At 40.5% G+C, this 16341-nt stretch carries 12 protein-coding genes; 2 read left to right on the top strand and 10 right to left on the bottom strand.

Annotated elements, in window-relative coordinates; genetic code table 11:
• Positions 1 to 26 precede the first annotated feature (26 nt).
• Positions 27 to 683, bottom strand: coding sequence for a tetratricopeptide repeat protein (locus NSMS1_RS32540; RefSeq protein ID WP_224095877.1), 657 nt, complete (start codon positions 681 to 683; stop codon positions 27 to 29).
• 376 nt (positions 684 to 1059) lie between these two features.
• Positions 1060 to 5889, bottom strand: coding sequence for a hypothetical protein (locus NSMS1_RS32535; protein ID WP_224095876.1), 4830 nt, complete (start codon positions 5887 to 5889; stop codon positions 1060 to 1062).
• A gap of 36 nt (positions 5890 to 5925) precedes the next feature.
• On the opposite strand from NSMS1_RS32535, the gene NSMS1_RS32530 reads away from it, so the two are divergent.
• Positions 5926 to 6477 carry a hypothetical protein gene (locus NSMS1_RS32530; RefSeq protein WP_224095875.1) on the top strand — a complete coding sequence of 184 codons (552 nt, stop codon included), beginning with the start codon at positions 5926 to 5928 and terminating at the stop codon, positions 6475 to 6477.
• A 74-nt stretch (positions 6478 to 6551) separates the two neighbouring features.
• Here NSMS1_RS32530 and NSMS1_RS32525 read toward each other — a convergent pair whose 3' ends face one another.
• The 8 genes from NSMS1_RS32525 to NSMS1_RS32490 all read right to left on the bottom strand — a co-directional run bounded on the left by NSMS1_RS32525 (position 6552) and on the right by NSMS1_RS32490 (position 14570).
• Positions 6552 to 6932 carry a hypothetical protein gene (locus tag NSMS1_RS32525; protein ID WP_224095874.1) on the bottom strand — a complete coding sequence of 127 codons (381 nt, stop codon included), beginning with the start codon at positions 6930 to 6932 and terminating at the stop codon, positions 6552 to 6554.
• 190 nt (positions 6933 to 7122) lie between these two features.
• Positions 7123 to 7533: a hypothetical protein gene (locus NSMS1_RS32520; RefSeq protein WP_224095873.1), complete on the bottom strand. Its 411-nt coding sequence runs from the start codon at positions 7531 to 7533 to the stop codon at positions 7123 to 7125.
• Between the two features lies 1 nt (position 7534).
• Positions 7535 to 8737, bottom strand: a complete 1203-nt coding sequence (locus tag NSMS1_RS32515; RefSeq protein WP_224095872.1) for an AIPR family protein — start codon at positions 8735 to 8737, stop codon at positions 7535 to 7537.
• A gap of 360 nt (positions 8738 to 9097) precedes the next feature.
• Positions 9098 to 10318: an ABC transporter permease gene (locus NSMS1_RS32510; protein ID WP_224095871.1), complete on the bottom strand. Its 1221-nt coding sequence runs from the start codon at positions 10316 to 10318 to the stop codon at positions 9098 to 9100.
• Positions 10218 to 11375, bottom strand: coding sequence for an FHA domain-containing protein (locus NSMS1_RS32505; protein WP_224095870.1), 1158 nt, complete (start codon positions 11373 to 11375; stop codon positions 10218 to 10220). Before NSMS1_RS32505 ends, NSMS1_RS32510 begins: the two co-directional genes overlap by 101 nt.
• A 432-nt stretch (positions 11376 to 11807) precedes the next feature.
• Positions 11808 to 13043, bottom strand: a complete 1236-nt coding sequence (locus NSMS1_RS32500) for a ParM/StbA family protein (RefSeq protein ID WP_224095869.1) — start codon at positions 13041 to 13043, stop codon at positions 11808 to 11810.
• Positions 13036 to 13551: a hypothetical protein gene (locus NSMS1_RS32495; RefSeq protein ID WP_224095868.1), complete on the bottom strand. Its 516-nt coding sequence runs from the start codon at positions 13549 to 13551 to the stop codon at positions 13036 to 13038. The genes NSMS1_RS32500 and NSMS1_RS32495 overlap by 8 nt, the downstream gene beginning before the upstream one ends.
• 869 nt (positions 13552 to 14420) lie before the next feature.
• Positions 14421 to 14570 carry a hypothetical protein gene (locus NSMS1_RS32490; RefSeq protein ID WP_224095867.1) on the bottom strand — a complete coding sequence of 50 codons (150 nt, stop codon included), beginning with the start codon at positions 14568 to 14570 and terminating at the stop codon, positions 14421 to 14423.
• On the opposite strand from NSMS1_RS32490, the gene mobV reads away from it, so the two are divergent.
• Positions 14564 to 16270, top strand: a complete 1707-nt coding sequence (mobV, locus tag NSMS1_RS32485; protein WP_224095866.1) for a MobV family relaxase — start codon at positions 14564 to 14566, stop codon at positions 16268 to 16270. The genes NSMS1_RS32490 and mobV overlap by 7 nt on opposite strands.
• Positions 16271 to 16341: the final 71 nt, after the last annotated feature.

Here is a 16341-nt window from a genome sequence, read left to right as displayed (position 1 = left end):
TAGATAAATACTCCTGTTAGGAGTATTTATTTTTTTTCTTTCATCTTACTTTCAATAGCAAATAAATCTTTATACACTTCATAATCCTTAAATAAACTCATGATTAAACTCCTTGTGAAAACGCAATAAACTATATTTCCCTGCGCTTCGTATAAATCAAATGCCAAGAACAAATCTTTTTTTGCCCCCTCTTTATCACCCAAATGAAACCTAACTGTTCCCCTTCCACAATAAGCTTCTGGACAATCAGAATTTAAAGACAATGCCTTTTCTAATTGACCAAGCGATTCTTCTAAATTCCCTAATGTTAAATGAATGTGAGCTACGTTGATATAAGGCTCTACCCGATTAGGCTCAAGCGAGATTATTTTTTGATAATCCTGCATTGCCGCATCAAAATCACCAATGTAATTCTTATAGATATCTGCCCTATTTAAATAAGCTTCAACCAAATTGGGATTGAGAGCGAGTGCCTGATTATAATCCTCAACAATTTTGGGAAACTCCGATTTGTGACAGATTTTTAGACGGGATAAACCGCGATTATTGTAGGCTTCTGCAAAGTTTGGATTGAGAGCAATAGCATTCTCAAACATTTCAATTGCGCCTTCGTATTTGCCAATACCAAACTGAACTAATCCTATAGCATTGTGAACATCTGCAAAGTTTGGATTAAGCGCCATCTCCAATTCGCAATTCGCAATTCGCAATTCGCAGTTAAACAACTTAATCACACTCTAGGTTTCTATACTGGTAATATGTAATAAAATTACTAATTTCTTGTAATTTTTAGTATTGAGTTTAGTGACAATAACTCACTAAAATATCATAACAGATACTAATCAAGGAAGTTTCTCTAGATCGAAGTCTTATTAATTGCGAATTGCGAATTGCGAATTGCGAATTGGTATAAGATGCTCCATCCCTTGATTAAAAAAAGCTTGTGCTTGCTCTAATTCTGTTGCTTCCATAGGTTTTTCGTCTTCATGAATTGATAATGAATTTTTCCGAAGTTCTATCTTAATCAAGATTATTTGGGCTGCTAATTAAAAGATTTTCTCAATGCTGCATATCCATCTGCTGTTTTTCACGATTAATCGCCTCAAGTCTCTTATCTGCATTCTCAAAAGTCTCTAACAGTTGAGGGGTTACTTTGTTGACTGTTATCTTGCCAGTCTCAACTCTCAAAAGTACCTCACCATCTTTTTGAGCAATGACTAAATCTTGGCGATCGCGGTTATAAGCCAAGTCGTAAATTTTCCCACTCACCAGCGTCAGATTATCTTCAATCGGCTGACCCCAAACCGTACCCAGTCTTTGAGAGATTTCAGTGAGGCGAATGATTTGTTCTAGGTTTTGCTTATCCTTTTGCATTGCCGTATAAGCTTTATCCGGCAAGGGCATTCCCGCTTTGAAGGCATGACCTATTTCCACAATGCGGTTTTTGTATTCATCAGGCTTTCCTAAGTTATGAGCATTGTCGTACCAATTGCGTAGGTCTTCGATTGTCACGGATGGATCTGGCGAAGTCTTCTGTTGAGTATCTACAACTTGATTGTTAACTGTTAGCTCTCGATTTGATGCAATTTGATTCACTATTGACGCTTGTGACGGTTGTAAAGATTGAGGGCGGTTCGGCAGCGATCGCACTTTGAAGTCATACTCGTCTGGCGACTCTATCACTGCACCAAACTTCTTGGTCATCGCCGTACTAACCGAAAGAGGGATAGTTGAATTAACCAAGCTAAAGACTGCTAGTCCTTTTTTAGTTTCTAGAGGAACTTCATCTGGTGGTATTTGGGCGATCGCCACATTCTTCTGTTGTAACCATTGACTAACCGCCTCCACCTTGTGATTATCAACTGCCAACAGCGTCATGCCCAGCATTTTATCTTCAGGACTGGCGAACAATATGGTGGGGCGCTCTTTAATTTTGTGCAGGATCGGTGCTGTCTCAGGAAAAGAAGCAGGGGGAGCAGGGGGAGAATTGGGAGCAGGGGGAGAATTTACTAACAATTTCTCCCTTACCTCCCCTGCCTCCCTTGCCTCCCCTGCTCCCCTGCTCTGCTTTGTCCAGGTTTGGGGATACTTGATACTTTCTGGGTCAACTTTGAGTACTGTGGTTGAGAAATTACTTTGTAGCGTTGCTTGTACTGGTGTCAATTTCCCTGGTTGTAAAGCGCCTAGTTCCTGAAGAACTTCCTTGTCTTTTTTGAAAAACAACACCCCCAACGGCTGACCATTGAGGAACACTGCATCTTTGACTTGGGTTTGTGATACTTCTAACGTCAGCTTGCGATAGTTTTCATCATTAAATGTTTGCCCTTTATAAGCATATTGACCAATATTATTAATTCTTAGTAAATTCCCGTTTGGTGATTCGGCTAGCATAAATCCAAACTTTTCGCTGTCAGAAACTGTTTTTAACTTGAGGTTCAAGGGTTGAGCGTCTTTAACTAAACTAAATACTTGTAATTGTTTCACCGAATCCGCGTCTAATTCCCCTAGAGTTTTTCCTTCTAATTTGATTTTCACTGTTTGACTAGGTACTGATTTTGTACCTATTTCTAATGTTGCCGACTCGCCATTAAACGATTGTCCTGCATAAGCGAATTTACTAATTTCTCTAACGGTAACATTTACCACAGGCTTTCCTGGTATTGAGATTGTGGCAAGAGCAGTGTATGTTTCACCAGGGATAATATTAGCCAGAGCTTTCGTACCAATTGGTAGCTGTCCAGTTCTTGGCTCCAGCGATGCGTATTCCTTGTACTCGCCATCCGTATCTTGTACAAACGCTAATCTTAAACCGTGGCGCTTATGTCCCGGTGGGTGGTGAGATGCCCTGATTTCAATCGGGTATTTTTCTTGGGGATTCCATTGTTTTCCCTTGTAATTATTTGCTTCCTCACTCAACGTTCCCAAGGTCAACTCTTTAAATTGCAGTTGATTTAACTGAGCTACTATCTCATCAGAAAATGCTGCAAATACGAAATTGGGGATTTTTTTGATAATTTCTTTTTGGGATTCCGACTCATCCCCAACTTCCTTGCGTTCTAGTTCATCCTGACGTGCCGCTCCAACAACCCAAGCTGCTGCTGCTGCGGATAATCGGCTTTGTGGGGGTATGCTTTCGCGCCATGACTGGGCGTTCTGGTTAGCCCCTTCAAACATCAGCTTCGTCTGACTACGCGATAGTTCTGGTTTAAATTCCACTAATTTGGCATTATCAGTAGCCATCCCTGCCTTAAGGTTATTGTCTATCACCGACTGCTGGCTGATTGTCCCCAGCTTATGGTACGCGGGTTTACCATTATCTGTCAGTTCATTATCTATTTGCGCTAGTGCTAATAATTTATGCGGTCGTTCTTTGGTTTGGTATTTTTCCGGTATCGCTTCTAACTTCAGGTTTATCGTTTGCGCCTTCCAAATACCAGGATGCCCATAGCGTGTGAGGTTCGTCACCTCGATTTGGGTTCCTTGAGTTGTTTGGATCACCGCAGACGGCCCTTGCTCAGTTTCGCGCTTTATATCCATCCGCACTGCCGCATTGAACAGTCGGTCATACTCGAATTTCGCGGCAACTGCTTCTAATCTCTGCTGCGGTGTAAACTCTACTCCCTTGAATAAATCCTGAAACTGAACGATAGGACGTGATTCTAATTGTGCGGATTGAAAATATTTATTCGCTTGGTTAATTAATAATTCTACTGGGGAATATCCTGTGGTTTTTATTCCCTCGTCTAAATAAATTGTTTTTAATTTCTTGTCTTTGATATAGTCAACCTGACGATACAAGTAGCGATTGTTTTCTTTTATTAAACCCATTTCTGGAGTTTTAGAACTTTTGAATAAGTCTACCGCTATCTGGTTTTGGTAACATCCTTCTTCAATCATCTTCCGGTACATTTGGCGGTTAACTTCCATCGCCTGAAGTATGATTTGGGGTGTTCTCTCGGTCTGGGCTAGAGCTACAAAATCTTCCATGTATGATTTGTACTCTTGCCTAATTGGTTTAGGGCGTTCTTGGTTTTCTTGGGAGAATAATTCTTGATAGTGAGATGACACCTTATCTAAATATTCAGACTTCTGTTCTGGTGTCCCATAAGTTTTTAATATTTCAATTTCTGATTCTAGGGCTTCTAATGCTGTAACTTGATTATTAATCACGCCAACGCTTAAACTATCGCTCATGTGAATGGCGATTTCTTCAAATGGTGGTTGCGTTCCATTTGATGGGTTATAAAACGATTGTTTTTTCAGCTTTACTGTGGGAGCATAAGCATTTTCTCTCTGGTTTCTATATTCTGCTTCTGCCGTAAAGTTGGGGTAATTACTTGCTAGTGCTACACCGATACAATCACCGTCAAAATCTCTACCCTGGCGTTCTGACTCGGTTTCTAATGGGGCTACTTCATCAGCTTCAAGTCTTGCTAATATGCGCTTATGGTCTTCATCATTTACTACGATAATACCTTTTAAATTCGCACCGTCTGGTGCAAGTCTATCTTCTATAAGCTTATTAGTTGAGACACACAAACCATTGGAGTTAAGGAAGGGAGAACGAAAATTTAGCACCTTTTCACCATCATCAAACCAAGGTACGCATATTTCGCCGTTTTTCAGTTCCTTGGATGGGATTATCATACCCCTGTCAAAAGTTAGCGTTCGCCCAATTGCAATATCGCGCCACTCATTTTGTACAAATCGACTCAGTTCTTTTCTGACTTTCTCAGTTTCTAAAAGTTGATTATGACCTCCAATTAAATCAGCTTTAATAATTCTGTACATCAATAAATCTTCTTTCGGAGATTCATCAAGTTCATCATTTATCTCAAATTCTTCTGAGTCTTCATTCCCAGCTAATAGTTCTAATTGTTTTACGAGAGTTCCATCGGCAACCTGTTCAGTAATTGTTTGCCGTAAAGCGGCTTTTTGTTCTTCAGTAAAAGCCTTACGTTTTTCATATTTCTCACAATACAGTTGGGCAACTTTCCTGGGGTCAGACTGCATTTCGGTTAATTTTAGGACTTGTGCCTCTAGTTCCTCAGCGAAATCCTTAATCCCTTGAGGGAATGATGCTAATAACTGAGATATCGCTGTCTTACCGCGCTCGGATTGAGACTTTTCACCTAGCCATATTTTCTGTTTGTATAACCCTGGTTTGATCTGTGGCTTACTTGCTCCACCAGGGCGATCCTTGTCTGTTCCTTTAAAGCTGGATAGGGGTAGGATTAAATCTATTTTGGGTTCATTATTTTGTTCTGAGTATTTTAACTTGTTTAATTTATTTGGTCTTAATGTCCCCTTACCAAATCTGTATTTAGTATCCTCACCATCGGTTTCTTTCCATCCAAAGCGATGCTGAATCACACGATAACTTTTATCTGACTGTTCTTGACGTTTAGTTAATTTGTCATAAAGTTCGGTTGATATTTGTCCGTAGCAATCACCTACTAATTTAAAAGCTTCTTCCCTATCAAGAATACCTCCATTCTCCCCTTTCTCTTGAGAATCATCTACAACTAGAATATTTAACTCTTCATGAAGCGAATTTTTGCAAGCACCTAAAAAAATTGAACCGTATGCACCCCGGTCTTTCCTGTCTGGGCATAGTTTTTCAATTTCTGGCAAACATTCTGGATGTCCGTACAGTAGTCTTGTTTTAGAAGAAAGTAATAGAATATGTCCATCTGGATGATTCTTTAAATCTTCTGCTTTACTATACTCATCTATATGCCCAAAAGAGAATTGTTTAAGAGGAAAGTAAAATTCTAGTAAAGTATTATCTAGTTTCTCGGTTAAAATTGATTTGGGATTTTCTTTGTCTCCGTCAGTGTGAATCCATTGATTTAACCTTGTATCAAAATGTCTAAATTCTAAAGTCATAATTTTCAATGAAATTAAAAATTTTAGGAGTTTAATATGTCAAATACTATTAATATGTCCAGAACCAGACGCTGGCTCAATATGAATGGCAAAGAGTTCAATTCAGACGGAACCTTAAAACTTGAAGCTAGGGAACGAATGTTAGCTCAAGGGATGAATGAGGGATCAATCGACAGTTATGCTCGTAGAGCGAAACAAGAATTTGATGAATGGAAACACCTAGACGAAACCGACCCCGAACCCTGGCCTATTTTCACTGCCTACGACTTTTTCACCCCCACAGAAAAACAACAGTTCAACCCAGATGGTTCTCTCAAGCCCGAATATAGGGAATCCGAACTAGCACGAGGGACTAGCGAAAATTGGCTAGACGAAATGGAACGGCGCAAAAAGATAGAGGTTGATAATTATGATCGGCTGTCTGCAAGATATGCCCAACAAGGTATAAACTTCGGCAAAGAACAAATGGAAGAAAGGTTAGCTTCCAGCCTGACTTATCCACAGCGTGTCAAACAGATGGAGCAAGACTTAGCTAATTTTGAAGAGCCAAGCAGCTTACCGTTCGATAAGGATACTTCTTGGTTTTGAGATAAATCTCCAGTTGGTAATAAGCTGAAAGTGTTATTTTCGCAATACTTTCAGCTTTTGTATGCTCATGTATTCTAAGGAGACTGCCGTTCAATAGCAGGCGGATTCACCCCAGGCGAAGGCGATCGCACAACTGACTTATTGCAAGCGGCGGCGAGGAACGCAAACATCCCCAGAATGGCGAAAGATAAAATAACTACTTGCTGTACAGAGGCAAATACTGACCTTTCTTTTTCCTTTTGGACAACGATGCGATTGAGTTTCTCCTGTAACGCGGAGAAATATAAGTAGTCTAATACTTTTTGACACAAGGTTGGATCTTCACCTGCTTGCACTTTTTGGCACAGGAGAATTTCTAGCTTTTCTCGCCGGCGATCGCTGGAAGATAAATCGCGTTCATTCCACAATTTTGCTTGGGTTGTATTGGTGGGTTTATCAATATTCAATAAAGTCATATTTCGCCTTTTTAATGTTGAGTGAGGTAATAGGTGTAATCGATTTTTCAACTACACCTACTGTGCTTAAGTGAAAAGTGGAACTCTATACCTAACTCAAGAAGTTTAAAGGCGCTTTCAAAAAAGAACTAGCAACTCCAGTACTGAAAAAATCGGTACTGGGGTTGCTAGTAAAATTAGCGAGTTTATGCTAGATTTCCCACTCCAAATCCGGTTGTTGAGATGGTGATACAACCTGAGCCTTGGGTGATGGTTGGGGTGTATCCGGTTCCAAGGGATTTGTGCCGTCTTGAAATATCTCCTGAGCCAAAGTCCGGCCATCGCCATCAATATCACTTGCTAGAAAATACTCCAAAACTTGCGGTGGCGCACCATTATGAGCCGCTTGTGCTAGTAGAGATTTGATGAATTGAGGCGATGCTTCACTATCAGCCAAAACTTTCAATGTCTGTTCGGCATCAGAGACGGTCATTTTGGAAATATCTTTAACCCCTGCTTCCTCCCATACGTCACCAAAATACTGACGATATTGGGCGTTGAACTGTTGTTCTTGGGCGAACCGGGCTAATTCTTGTACCTGCACTTGTGTATTTTCAGGCATATTAATTCGCTAAGGTTAATTGTTCACGCTTGTTATTATTTGAACCAACCATCTTCAGCAACCGTTGATTTAGGTAACTCTGTGCCGAAACGTAGAGGTTGTCCCAAATCACTGGGTTACGACAGATTTTGCTACCTACTGTATTACCAGCCAATTTCTCGGAAACCAAATACTTGCGGTAATAGTTAGCCCACAGATGTTGTAAAAAATCCTCCGCGAAATCATCAAAAGGAATTAACCAGTTATAGTTCTCGTCCAAGAACACGCGATAAGCAGCAACAATGGGCATGGCAATATCCGCAGGCGCACCAAAACCAAATGAATAGCGGCTGTCGCTTAAGAGTGTATTCTTGCGCGGGTCGATTGAAGCTAAGTCTATGGTTCCTTTTTTTCTGGGGTTGGTAATGTGTTCTTCAATGATATTGAACAGCCTTTGCTCAATCCATAACCCTTTGGGCAGTAGTGGCAACAATTTCGATAACCGTTGTCTTTCCGCATCACTCAATGATGGGGTATTACTCACTGGTGGGTGCTTGGTTCTGCTTTTGCTGTCTGGGTTGTATTTATTCCTATCCAAGCAGTTCATCAATTTAATTAAATGGTTGATATTGCACTGTGGACTTTTTGGCGCACCGCTTTGGTTCTGGTAGTAAGCTATACGGAATTTAATATCTTCTTCGTTCTCTAAGCGCCCTAAAAAGTGTTTGATAAATTTATAGTCACCCCTGGCGTTCACTTTGGAACGCGCATCTACTGGGGCTGAGGTGTTTGATGCTAGGGCGATATCAAGAGCCTCATTTTCACTTAACCCAATGTGGATTGTGACTTTGACTCTGGCAAGAGTGAGGTCGTACTTGTTTGCTCTAGCTTGTTCAAATGCTAATACTGTATGACCACCGTTGATGATGCCATCAGCACCACCTTCATTTGCTTGTAGTATCTCTAGCTCTAGTTCAGTTTTACTTTTCGACTTAACTTTATTAACACACAGCACAATTCCGTTACTTCTTTGAAAGAATTTTTCCGGCTGGGTGGTAAGTGAATCAAATAGTTGTTTGTAGGTTGAGCTTTTAGGATTTGGCTCTCGGATATTTGGTTCTAGTGGTAGGTCGGTTGGGAAACTCTCTACATGAGCAGTAGCGATAATGCAATTAGAATTTGCATTGATATATTGGTCAACTTTCAACGTCCAATTTTTCGGCATATTCTTCCTTGATTGACAACAGAACCTCTTGGTTTACTAATGATAAAGTAGCAACAATTATGATGATAATAAAACGTTATCTCTCATTAGCTACTTATCAAGTATTTTATATTCTATTACTAGAACATATTTAGATATTTTCTAGACCTATTACTAAATATTGTGAAGAAATTTCATTAAAGATGAATAATTTTTATCTTCAAAATATCTATCTTTAATTTTGATTTATATCCTTATCATAAATAGTTATTTTAGTAATTATTTTATAGTACAATGGTTCTAGTAAACGGTGGAAATCGTCTACTAGCAAAAGTCAAAACACACCAATTACTTCTGGAATATTCCAGAAGTTTTTTGTTGCTAACCTCTGAAAAGCAGAATCATAAACAATATCAATATCATGACCCCAATCAAATAAATTAGATTCCAATTATTTCGGGATACATCGGTATAGATAAGCCGTTCATAACCATCCAGAATACTTTGAATCAATAAATTAGCCTTTAACAAATCATTGTTCAGTGACGATGTTCTCGTTATCTTCCCTAGACCGGGAAATTCGCACTTGGTGAATACATTTTTGTTGTAACAGTTGCATTGGGCTATCAATGCAGCAGGTAATTTTTTTCTTTGGCTTTGAGACTTCTGCCAACAAAAGTCATCAGCCACTTCTGCACCCATTCTTGACAGAAATACTAAATTTTCAAACGAGTATTTTGACAGCATCAATTCACTCACCGCTTTGGCATTGGGATTAGTATTTAAGTTCTCTGTCGGCTGTATTCCACCACCAAAGACGATTTGAAAAACTAACAAAACGAGTATTATCAAGGGGGCAACACTAAGATTCGGTGCAACGGCACTAACAATCAAACCCAACACCATACTGCCAAACGATGCCAGAAACAGGGTAAAGTACATTGCTGCTGTATGAGTATCAGCACCAGGAACATTCACTGCTGACAGCATTAGATAAAGCAGTACCGCCGACTGGTATAAAGCCAGTACCCAAGCCAGAAGCAGCTTAGACATCAAATAAGGTGCTAATCCCAACCCCACACTTCTTTCTCTTTTGTAGATTGGTCTTTCCTTTGCTATTTCTGGCATCATTGCCAGTGAACCAGACATAATCGCCATCACCACCACAACAAACAGCATGGAAATGGCTTGTCCCGCATTCCCAGTTTTGGTACTGAACAAGTCAACTTTCCACAGTACAAAATTGAGTGACCCTAGAATCGGCGCTCCCAGCAGCATTAATGCCAAGCTCAACTTATTTTTGAGCAGAATCGACAGATTACGTTGGCACAACACCACCAGTTGTTCTCTCAAATTCGGTTTATCTGTTGTGGGTACTTGGTTCTGTTGTGGTAGCGATTGCAGGCGATCGCTTACAAATTTTTTGTAGTATCCCGATGATTTGAACCGTTCTTCCCATTGTTGCGGTGTTAGTTGTCGTTCAACTAAGTTGTAAATCCCATCAAAATCTTGTACCCCAAAATAGTCTAGTGCCAACTGGGGCGGCCCGTAATATACCAGTCGTCCACCTTTGGCGAGGAAAACTACTTGATCTGCGATCACCTACGGTGGGCGCTTGCGCCATCGCTACATTCTTAGTCGCATGAGTAATTAAGACTACGGTACTGGCCTGATCACAAAAAGAACGTAACAACGACATGATTTGTAATTCTGTTCCTGGGTCTAGCCCGGATGTCGCCTCATCTAGAAAAAACAAACTGGGGCTGCTGATGAGTTCCACTCCTATACTGACTCGTTTACGTTGTCCTCCACTGAGTTGCTTAACTGGGACATTCTTTCGCTCCACCAGATGCAAACGTTGCAGTATTGCTTCTACCCATTGCTGCTGTTCGCTAATTGATAAAAAGGGTACTCGAAGCTGGGCAGCAAACATGAATGCTTCCCAGACGGTTAAATTAAGATGGACTATATCATCCTGGGGAACATAACCGATGAGGTTCTTGAATGCGTGATAGTTCTTGTACAGGTCAACCCCATCCACTAACACTTTCCCCCTAGCGCGTCGTTGCCCATTGAGTGCATCAATCAATGTGGATTTTCCCCCACCACTTACCCCAGCAATAACAATGAACTCGTTCGGCAAGAACGACAGCGAGATTTCATTGAGTAACTTTGTCGAGGCGAGTATGGGGTGGCTATATTTTCGCAAGTCGATGGCATCTAGCCTGAGTCCTGCTCTTTGTCTAGTTTCTCTATATATATGATTTGGTGTTTGAATTGGCTTAAATGTTGCTGTAACTGTTGGTGGCTCTGAAACAAACTTTTTCGCTGGAATTTCTGACTCAATCTCTACCTCAATGATGACCTGACCAATTTGAATTAAACAACCGTCCGACAAAAGATAACCTTGCCTTGGTTCTAGCTTTGTTCCGCCTATTTTTGTTCCATCAATACTATCTAAATCTGCCAAGTAATACTGCTCATCTTTCTTAATGATAATCGCATGAGTCCTACTTACGCTTATATCCTTTATTAGTAAGTGAGATGATTCATTACTGCCAATTACATAATAATTGTTCTTAGCAAAACAGGCACGATTAACATAGTATTTGGTGACATAATTTTGGTGGACTATCAGATATAAATGTCTAATCTCCATAGTTTTGGGAGAGCAAATTTTCTAATTTTTGTCTCACTGGGCAGATAATACAGCAATTAGTTAAGTAAATCATCCACCGATCTGAAAATACATTGAGAGGGGTGGAGTTGCGCGACGATGCTACTCCTCTCGTAGAGATGGCGTTCTGCTCACTATAAGCGATCGCCTGCTGTGGAAAACACCATTCAAAGCCAAACCCTTACAGTTCAACGCTTTGGCGATGTTAGACAGAATGTCTGTCTAACATCAGACAGCACCCTTAGCATTAGCAATAGTTGTCGCAATCCGGTTCGGATAAGCATTTTCACTTTCCTTGTGGTCTGGGGAAAGGGTAAGGGAGAAAGGGTAAAGGATGTATTCAAAACCTTTCCCCTTTCCCCTTTTCCCTTTAACCGAACTGTATTGATAGTTGTCGCACAAATGTCAACTAGTCTAAATCGAATGGCTAGTAGTTATATAACCGTTCCTTTGCCAAATCTCAATGTCTACATTAGAACTATTGAATGGTTGAACATAGTAATCAGGGACTAAAGGTTTGTCTTGGCGATCATAGCTAAATTCATGATCCAAAAATTTAATATGGCTAATATGGGATGCCCAAACATCGGCTACCCTAACGCCTAATCCCATTGTGTCTAAATATTTAGGTAGTTCCATTCCTCCATTCCAACAAATAGGAACACCTTCACCATCAAAATGTTCGGTTAGCTCTTGGCGTATAAACGATGCCGTCCCACCACAAACTAAGATTTCATCCATTTGGGCAATATTCCTCAACCAGCGCCATAAAGCACGGCAATACTCTTTCTTCACTATTGGTAAAATCCGACAAAACAACTCCATATCAGCATTAATTTCTTCTGTTTTGGTTTTCCGCGATAAAAATCTTAGTGCATCAAAATTGTTAACAGTGGTTTCGGCTAAAGCTCTTATTAGGCGTAAGTCATCCTTTGATAGACCTACAGCAGTCCGTTCTACAAACTGTTGCACCACCCAATTCATCCCTAAATCCGTGGATTCAGCTTTGATTGCATTTCCCTTGTGCGACAGAATAAAACTGGCATTGCGATAGCCTAACATCAGCATTCCCATACTCTTTTGGAAATAGTTAATGTTGACGTTACGACTACGATACGCCATGATCCCCGCACCTTCTGGACTGACATCAAAGCTACGTAATTTCGCTTTTAACCTTCCTGTTGGTGTGATTATTCCTGTTTTTAAATTCTGTGCTAGTTTGGCTCTGAGCGTTTGCCCATCCGACGCTTCTCCCACTGGCAACAACAAATGTACATATAGTTCTATATCTGGGTTTTTCACTCTCAAGCGCCGAATCGCCAACCATAACATAGCTGCTACTTTGGGTAAGGCATATTGATACTTCAAATCCCTAATCGCTGATGTCCCCGCAAACATACTTCTGGCTAATGCCCCCAGAACATAGTATTCTTCCCCAATCCCTATCCACACTGTCGTATCTTGTACCACTTGATTTGACAAATATTCTATTGACTCTACCCCTAAATCCGCTATTTCTGGTTCCATTGCTAAAACTATTGGCACCCCATCTGGATAAATCTGCGCTATTCCTTTCTGGGAACTTGTCCCTAAGTCAATAGTTACTACAACTTTTGTGTAGTCTTTGGAATTACTACTCCTTTTATTCATTTAACACCCCGTTTTGGTCGTTCCAGCCAAACATCCGCTTAATCTGGGTCATCTCTTGATTTTTTTGCGGGGAAATAAATTCATCATCATCGTCTTCATCTTCTTCATCGTCTTCATCTTCTTCATCAGTAGAACTTATTTGCCCATTTCCCGAAATAATTCCTAAGACAGATAGACTATCCGATGCCACTATGTCAGATGCTGGCGTTGATATATTTGATGTCACCACTAGCGGGTCTGGTACTATTCCACAAATTCTCCGAATTACACTAATTTGCGCTTCTAACTGACCTATTGCCCAAATGCCAATCTGTCTTAGTTCTTCTCCCCTCAGCCCTGAAGAAAACAAGGCAAGAGGTAGCCAGTGGTTTTTTAGCGTTGCTGTTATAACTTGCGAATAATCTGCTTCTAAACCAAATGGATTTGACCTTATGTAGCCAACCACTTTTCCATCTAAACTATCTTTCGGGCGCTTAATCGAAACTCTTATTTGTTCTATCTCTGCCATATTTGTGCTTCTCACAGAGGTAATGCAGATATTGAAAATTATGACACTTTATTTTTAATACTGCTGAACTTTATTTTTCTTAAAATTTAGTTTCAACACTTTTCGTCTTGAGAAACTTTAATTTCACTTTTTTTTATCTATGAAGCAATCTTGAAGTGCTTAAATTTTATTTCTACTTGTTCATTTAATCATTTTTTTTAGACTTCATAATCCAATTCCTTCAAAATATCGAATCTACACTATTTAAGTCGGGTTTATTTTCTTTTTCAGTACACTTTTAGTCAAAATAAATACTATCAATTTGGACGGCCAAAAGGACAAGAAATGCCGTTTTCTGTCCTTTTGGCCGTCCTTACACAAGCCTAAATCGTAAATATTTAGATTTCATGACTTTTCTTTGGACGGACAAAAGGACAAGAAATGCCGTTTTCTGTCCTTTTGGCCGTCCACGATTTTAGCATTTTTCCCCTTGAAAGCCTTATCCTTAATCAGTTACAGCCACTTTTTTGCCCTTTTTTTATTCTCAATAAGCTTGGGTCTTATTGAGAATGCGTACTACAAACCTATTGATTTTGCACTACAAAAACTGCTAAAAATTTTGAATTAACCTTGAACGTCCTTAAGTAATCTCTGAAAAATTCCGTGAGCAGTCTATAAATTCTCATTAATTAAGCCTTATTGACAGTATAATCGCCCCAAAGCCTTGATATTACGTGGTTTTTTAGCCAGAAACCTAAAAAATCAGGTGTTGTGTACTTATGCTAAAATTGTGCTTATAAAAACTGCAATACTAGCGAAATCTTGGAGATGGCGGGAGAACTGCCCCAGAAGTGCTGTAGGATGGCTTAAAATAGTCGTACTTACTACGTTTATTCACCCATTTTCGCATTTGAGCGATTAGGCTTTAAAAGTGGCGTAAAATCGGGGGAAAATAGCAATAATTGGCGTAATATTTGTTTCTCCCTCAGCCAGCCCAAAAACTCGTATTTCCAAATTTTAGCGTAAAGAAAAAATGGCATACGCGATCGCCCGATTAAAAAAATTAAAGCGGGGCAACATATCAGGGAGTGCATCTCACACCGCACGAGAACGTGAAACTCCTAACGCAGATCCCACCCAAAAAAATATTAGGTTCATCGGTAGCCTTGACCCGGATGAGCGATTAGAGGATTTAGTACTAGCTAAAATTGCCGAAAATGAGCAGAGGCGAAAAATTCGCACTGATGGGGTCTACTGCGTGGAGTTATTGCTAAGTGCCTCCCCCAGTTATTTCCGTCCCGACTGCCCAACCAGTGCAGGTTACTATGAACCACAAAAGTTAGATGATTGGGTAGAAGCGACTCACCAGTGGTTAGCCGATGAATATGGCGATCGCATTGTCAGGGCAGAATTACACCTGGATGAAGCTACACCCCATATTCATGCTTACTTTGTGCCGATTGATGATGAGGGGCAACTGCGCTGTAATCATTTCTTTGACGGCAGGCAGAAAATTCATGCGTTTCAGGATTCGTACTATGACACGATGCGCCTGATTGGACTGGAGCGCGGCATCAAGGGCAGCAAAGCCCAGCACCAGGACATCAAGGATTTTTACCGCATTGTGGAGGAAGGGCGAGACTTAGAAGTTGATCAACTGAGTGTAGAGCATCTTAAAGCTAAAGCATCTGACAGGGAAAGAGCCAATCAGCGTAAACAAGAAATGGAAGCTACAGCCAAAGCCTTAGCCCTTGAAAATGAGCGATTACGACAAAGGATTGAGCAATTACAGCAAGACAATCAACAATTACGACTCCTTACCGAGTGGTCAACTGATTTAGCTTTGGATGATGTTGCTTGGGAGTTGGGACTGTGGCGTAAAGGTAATGAATGGGTAGGACGAAACCACATCATTAATATAGATGGCTCCAAATTTAGCGACCTTGGCAATGGTTCAGCATTAGTTGGTAATGGGGCGCTTGATTTGGTGAAACAAGTTAATAAATGTGACCAAACAACTGCGATCGCATGGTTAGGGGAGCGATTTGGTGAAGCTGGGGCGCAACGGGCAGCGATCGCTCACGCTCAAAAAGTGGCGGCTAACATTATCCAGACTCAAAGCGCACCCCAATTCACCCCACCCGTTGAGGATAAAACTAACTGGCCTGCCGTTGAACGTTACCTCACCCAACAACGGGGCATCCCCTCTGATTGTGTGCAAATGCTTCACAACCAAGGGCTAGTTTATGCCGACTCAAAAGCAAATGCCGTGTTTGTGATGCGGGATCTGGACGGAAATACCAAAGGGGCATTTTTGCAAGGGACAGTTAATACATTCTCTGGTTATGAGATGGGAACCCATCGTCGCTCTTGTTCGTTTTACTTTTCTTTAGGAGGCAAAGCAACTGATAAAAGCTCTCAAGCAGTGCTGTGTTCTTCTCCCATTGATGCTATTTCACTGTTTGTACTGGAATATCACGTTCAAGGAATACCAGACAACAGAACACTTTACATGGCAGCAGACGACACCTCAAGTTTACCTGTTGAACGATTACGTCATGTTCCTCATGTACAAGTAGCTTTTATTCAACCAAATATGGCACGGACTGTTAAAAAGCTATTGCCACAATCAAAGTTACTCAAGTGTGAAACTGTGGATTGGAATACGCAGTTAGTCAATTTCTCTCGTCAATTGCAACAACGACGCTTACAACAAAACAATCAAGAATTAGAGCTATAGTTGCAAAAAAAGTCAAGCAACTCTAGCACTGATTTTTTCAGTACCAAAGTAGCTGGTAAAGAATTTTGGGT

Source organism: Nostoc sp. MS1 (genome assembly GCF_019976755.1).
GTDB lineage: Bacteria > Cyanobacteriota > Cyanobacteriia > Cyanobacteriales > Nostocaceae > Trichormus.
The sequence above is the reverse complement of the archived record's forward strand: the minus strand, read 5'-3'. Positions and strand labels throughout refer to the sequence as shown.

What these genes read in the sequence shown, in the direction of transcription:
- NSMS1_RS32525 (WP_224095874.1), bottom strand. Translation starts at nt 6,932, where the DNA reads ATGACTTTATTGAATATTGATAAACCCACCAATACAACCCAAGCAAAA.
- NSMS1_RS32530 (WP_224095875.1), top strand. Translation starts at nt 5,926, where the DNA reads ATGTCAAATACTATTAATATGTCCAGAACCAGACGCTGGCTCAATATG.
- NSMS1_RS32500 (WP_224095869.1), bottom strand. Translation starts at nt 13,043, where the DNA reads ATGAATAAAAGGAGTAGTAATTCCAAAGACTACACAAAAGTTGTAGTA.
- NSMS1_RS32520 (WP_224095873.1), bottom strand. Translation starts at nt 7,533, where the DNA reads ATGCCTGAAAATACACAAGTGCAGGTACAAGAATTAGCCCGGTTCGCC.
- NSMS1_RS32515 (WP_224095872.1), bottom strand. Translation starts at nt 8,737, where the DNA reads ATGCCGAAAAATTGGACGTTGAAAGTTGACCAATATATCAATGCAAAT.
- NSMS1_RS32490 (WP_224095867.1), bottom strand. Translation starts at nt 14,570, where the DNA reads ATGCCATTTTTTCTTTACGCTAAAATTTGGAAATACGAGTTTTTGGGC.
- mobV (WP_224095866.1), top strand. Translation starts at nt 14,564, where the DNA reads ATGGCATACGCGATCGCCCGATTAAAAAAATTAAAGCGGGGCAACATA.
- NSMS1_RS32495 (WP_224095868.1), bottom strand. Translation starts at nt 13,551, where the DNA reads ATGGCAGAGATAGAACAAATAAGAGTTTCGATTAAGCGCCCGAAAGAT.
- NSMS1_RS32535 (WP_224095876.1), bottom strand. Translation starts at nt 5,889, where the DNA reads ATGACTTTAGAATTTAGACATTTTGATACAAGGTTAAATCAATGGATT.
- NSMS1_RS32540 (WP_224095877.1), bottom strand. Translation starts at nt 683, where the DNA reads ATGGCGCTTAATCCAAACTTTGCAGATGTTCACAATGCTATAGGATTA.
- NSMS1_RS32505 (WP_224095870.1), bottom strand. Translation starts at nt 11,375, where the DNA reads ATGGAGATTAGACATTTATATCTGATAGTCCACCAAAATTATGTCACC.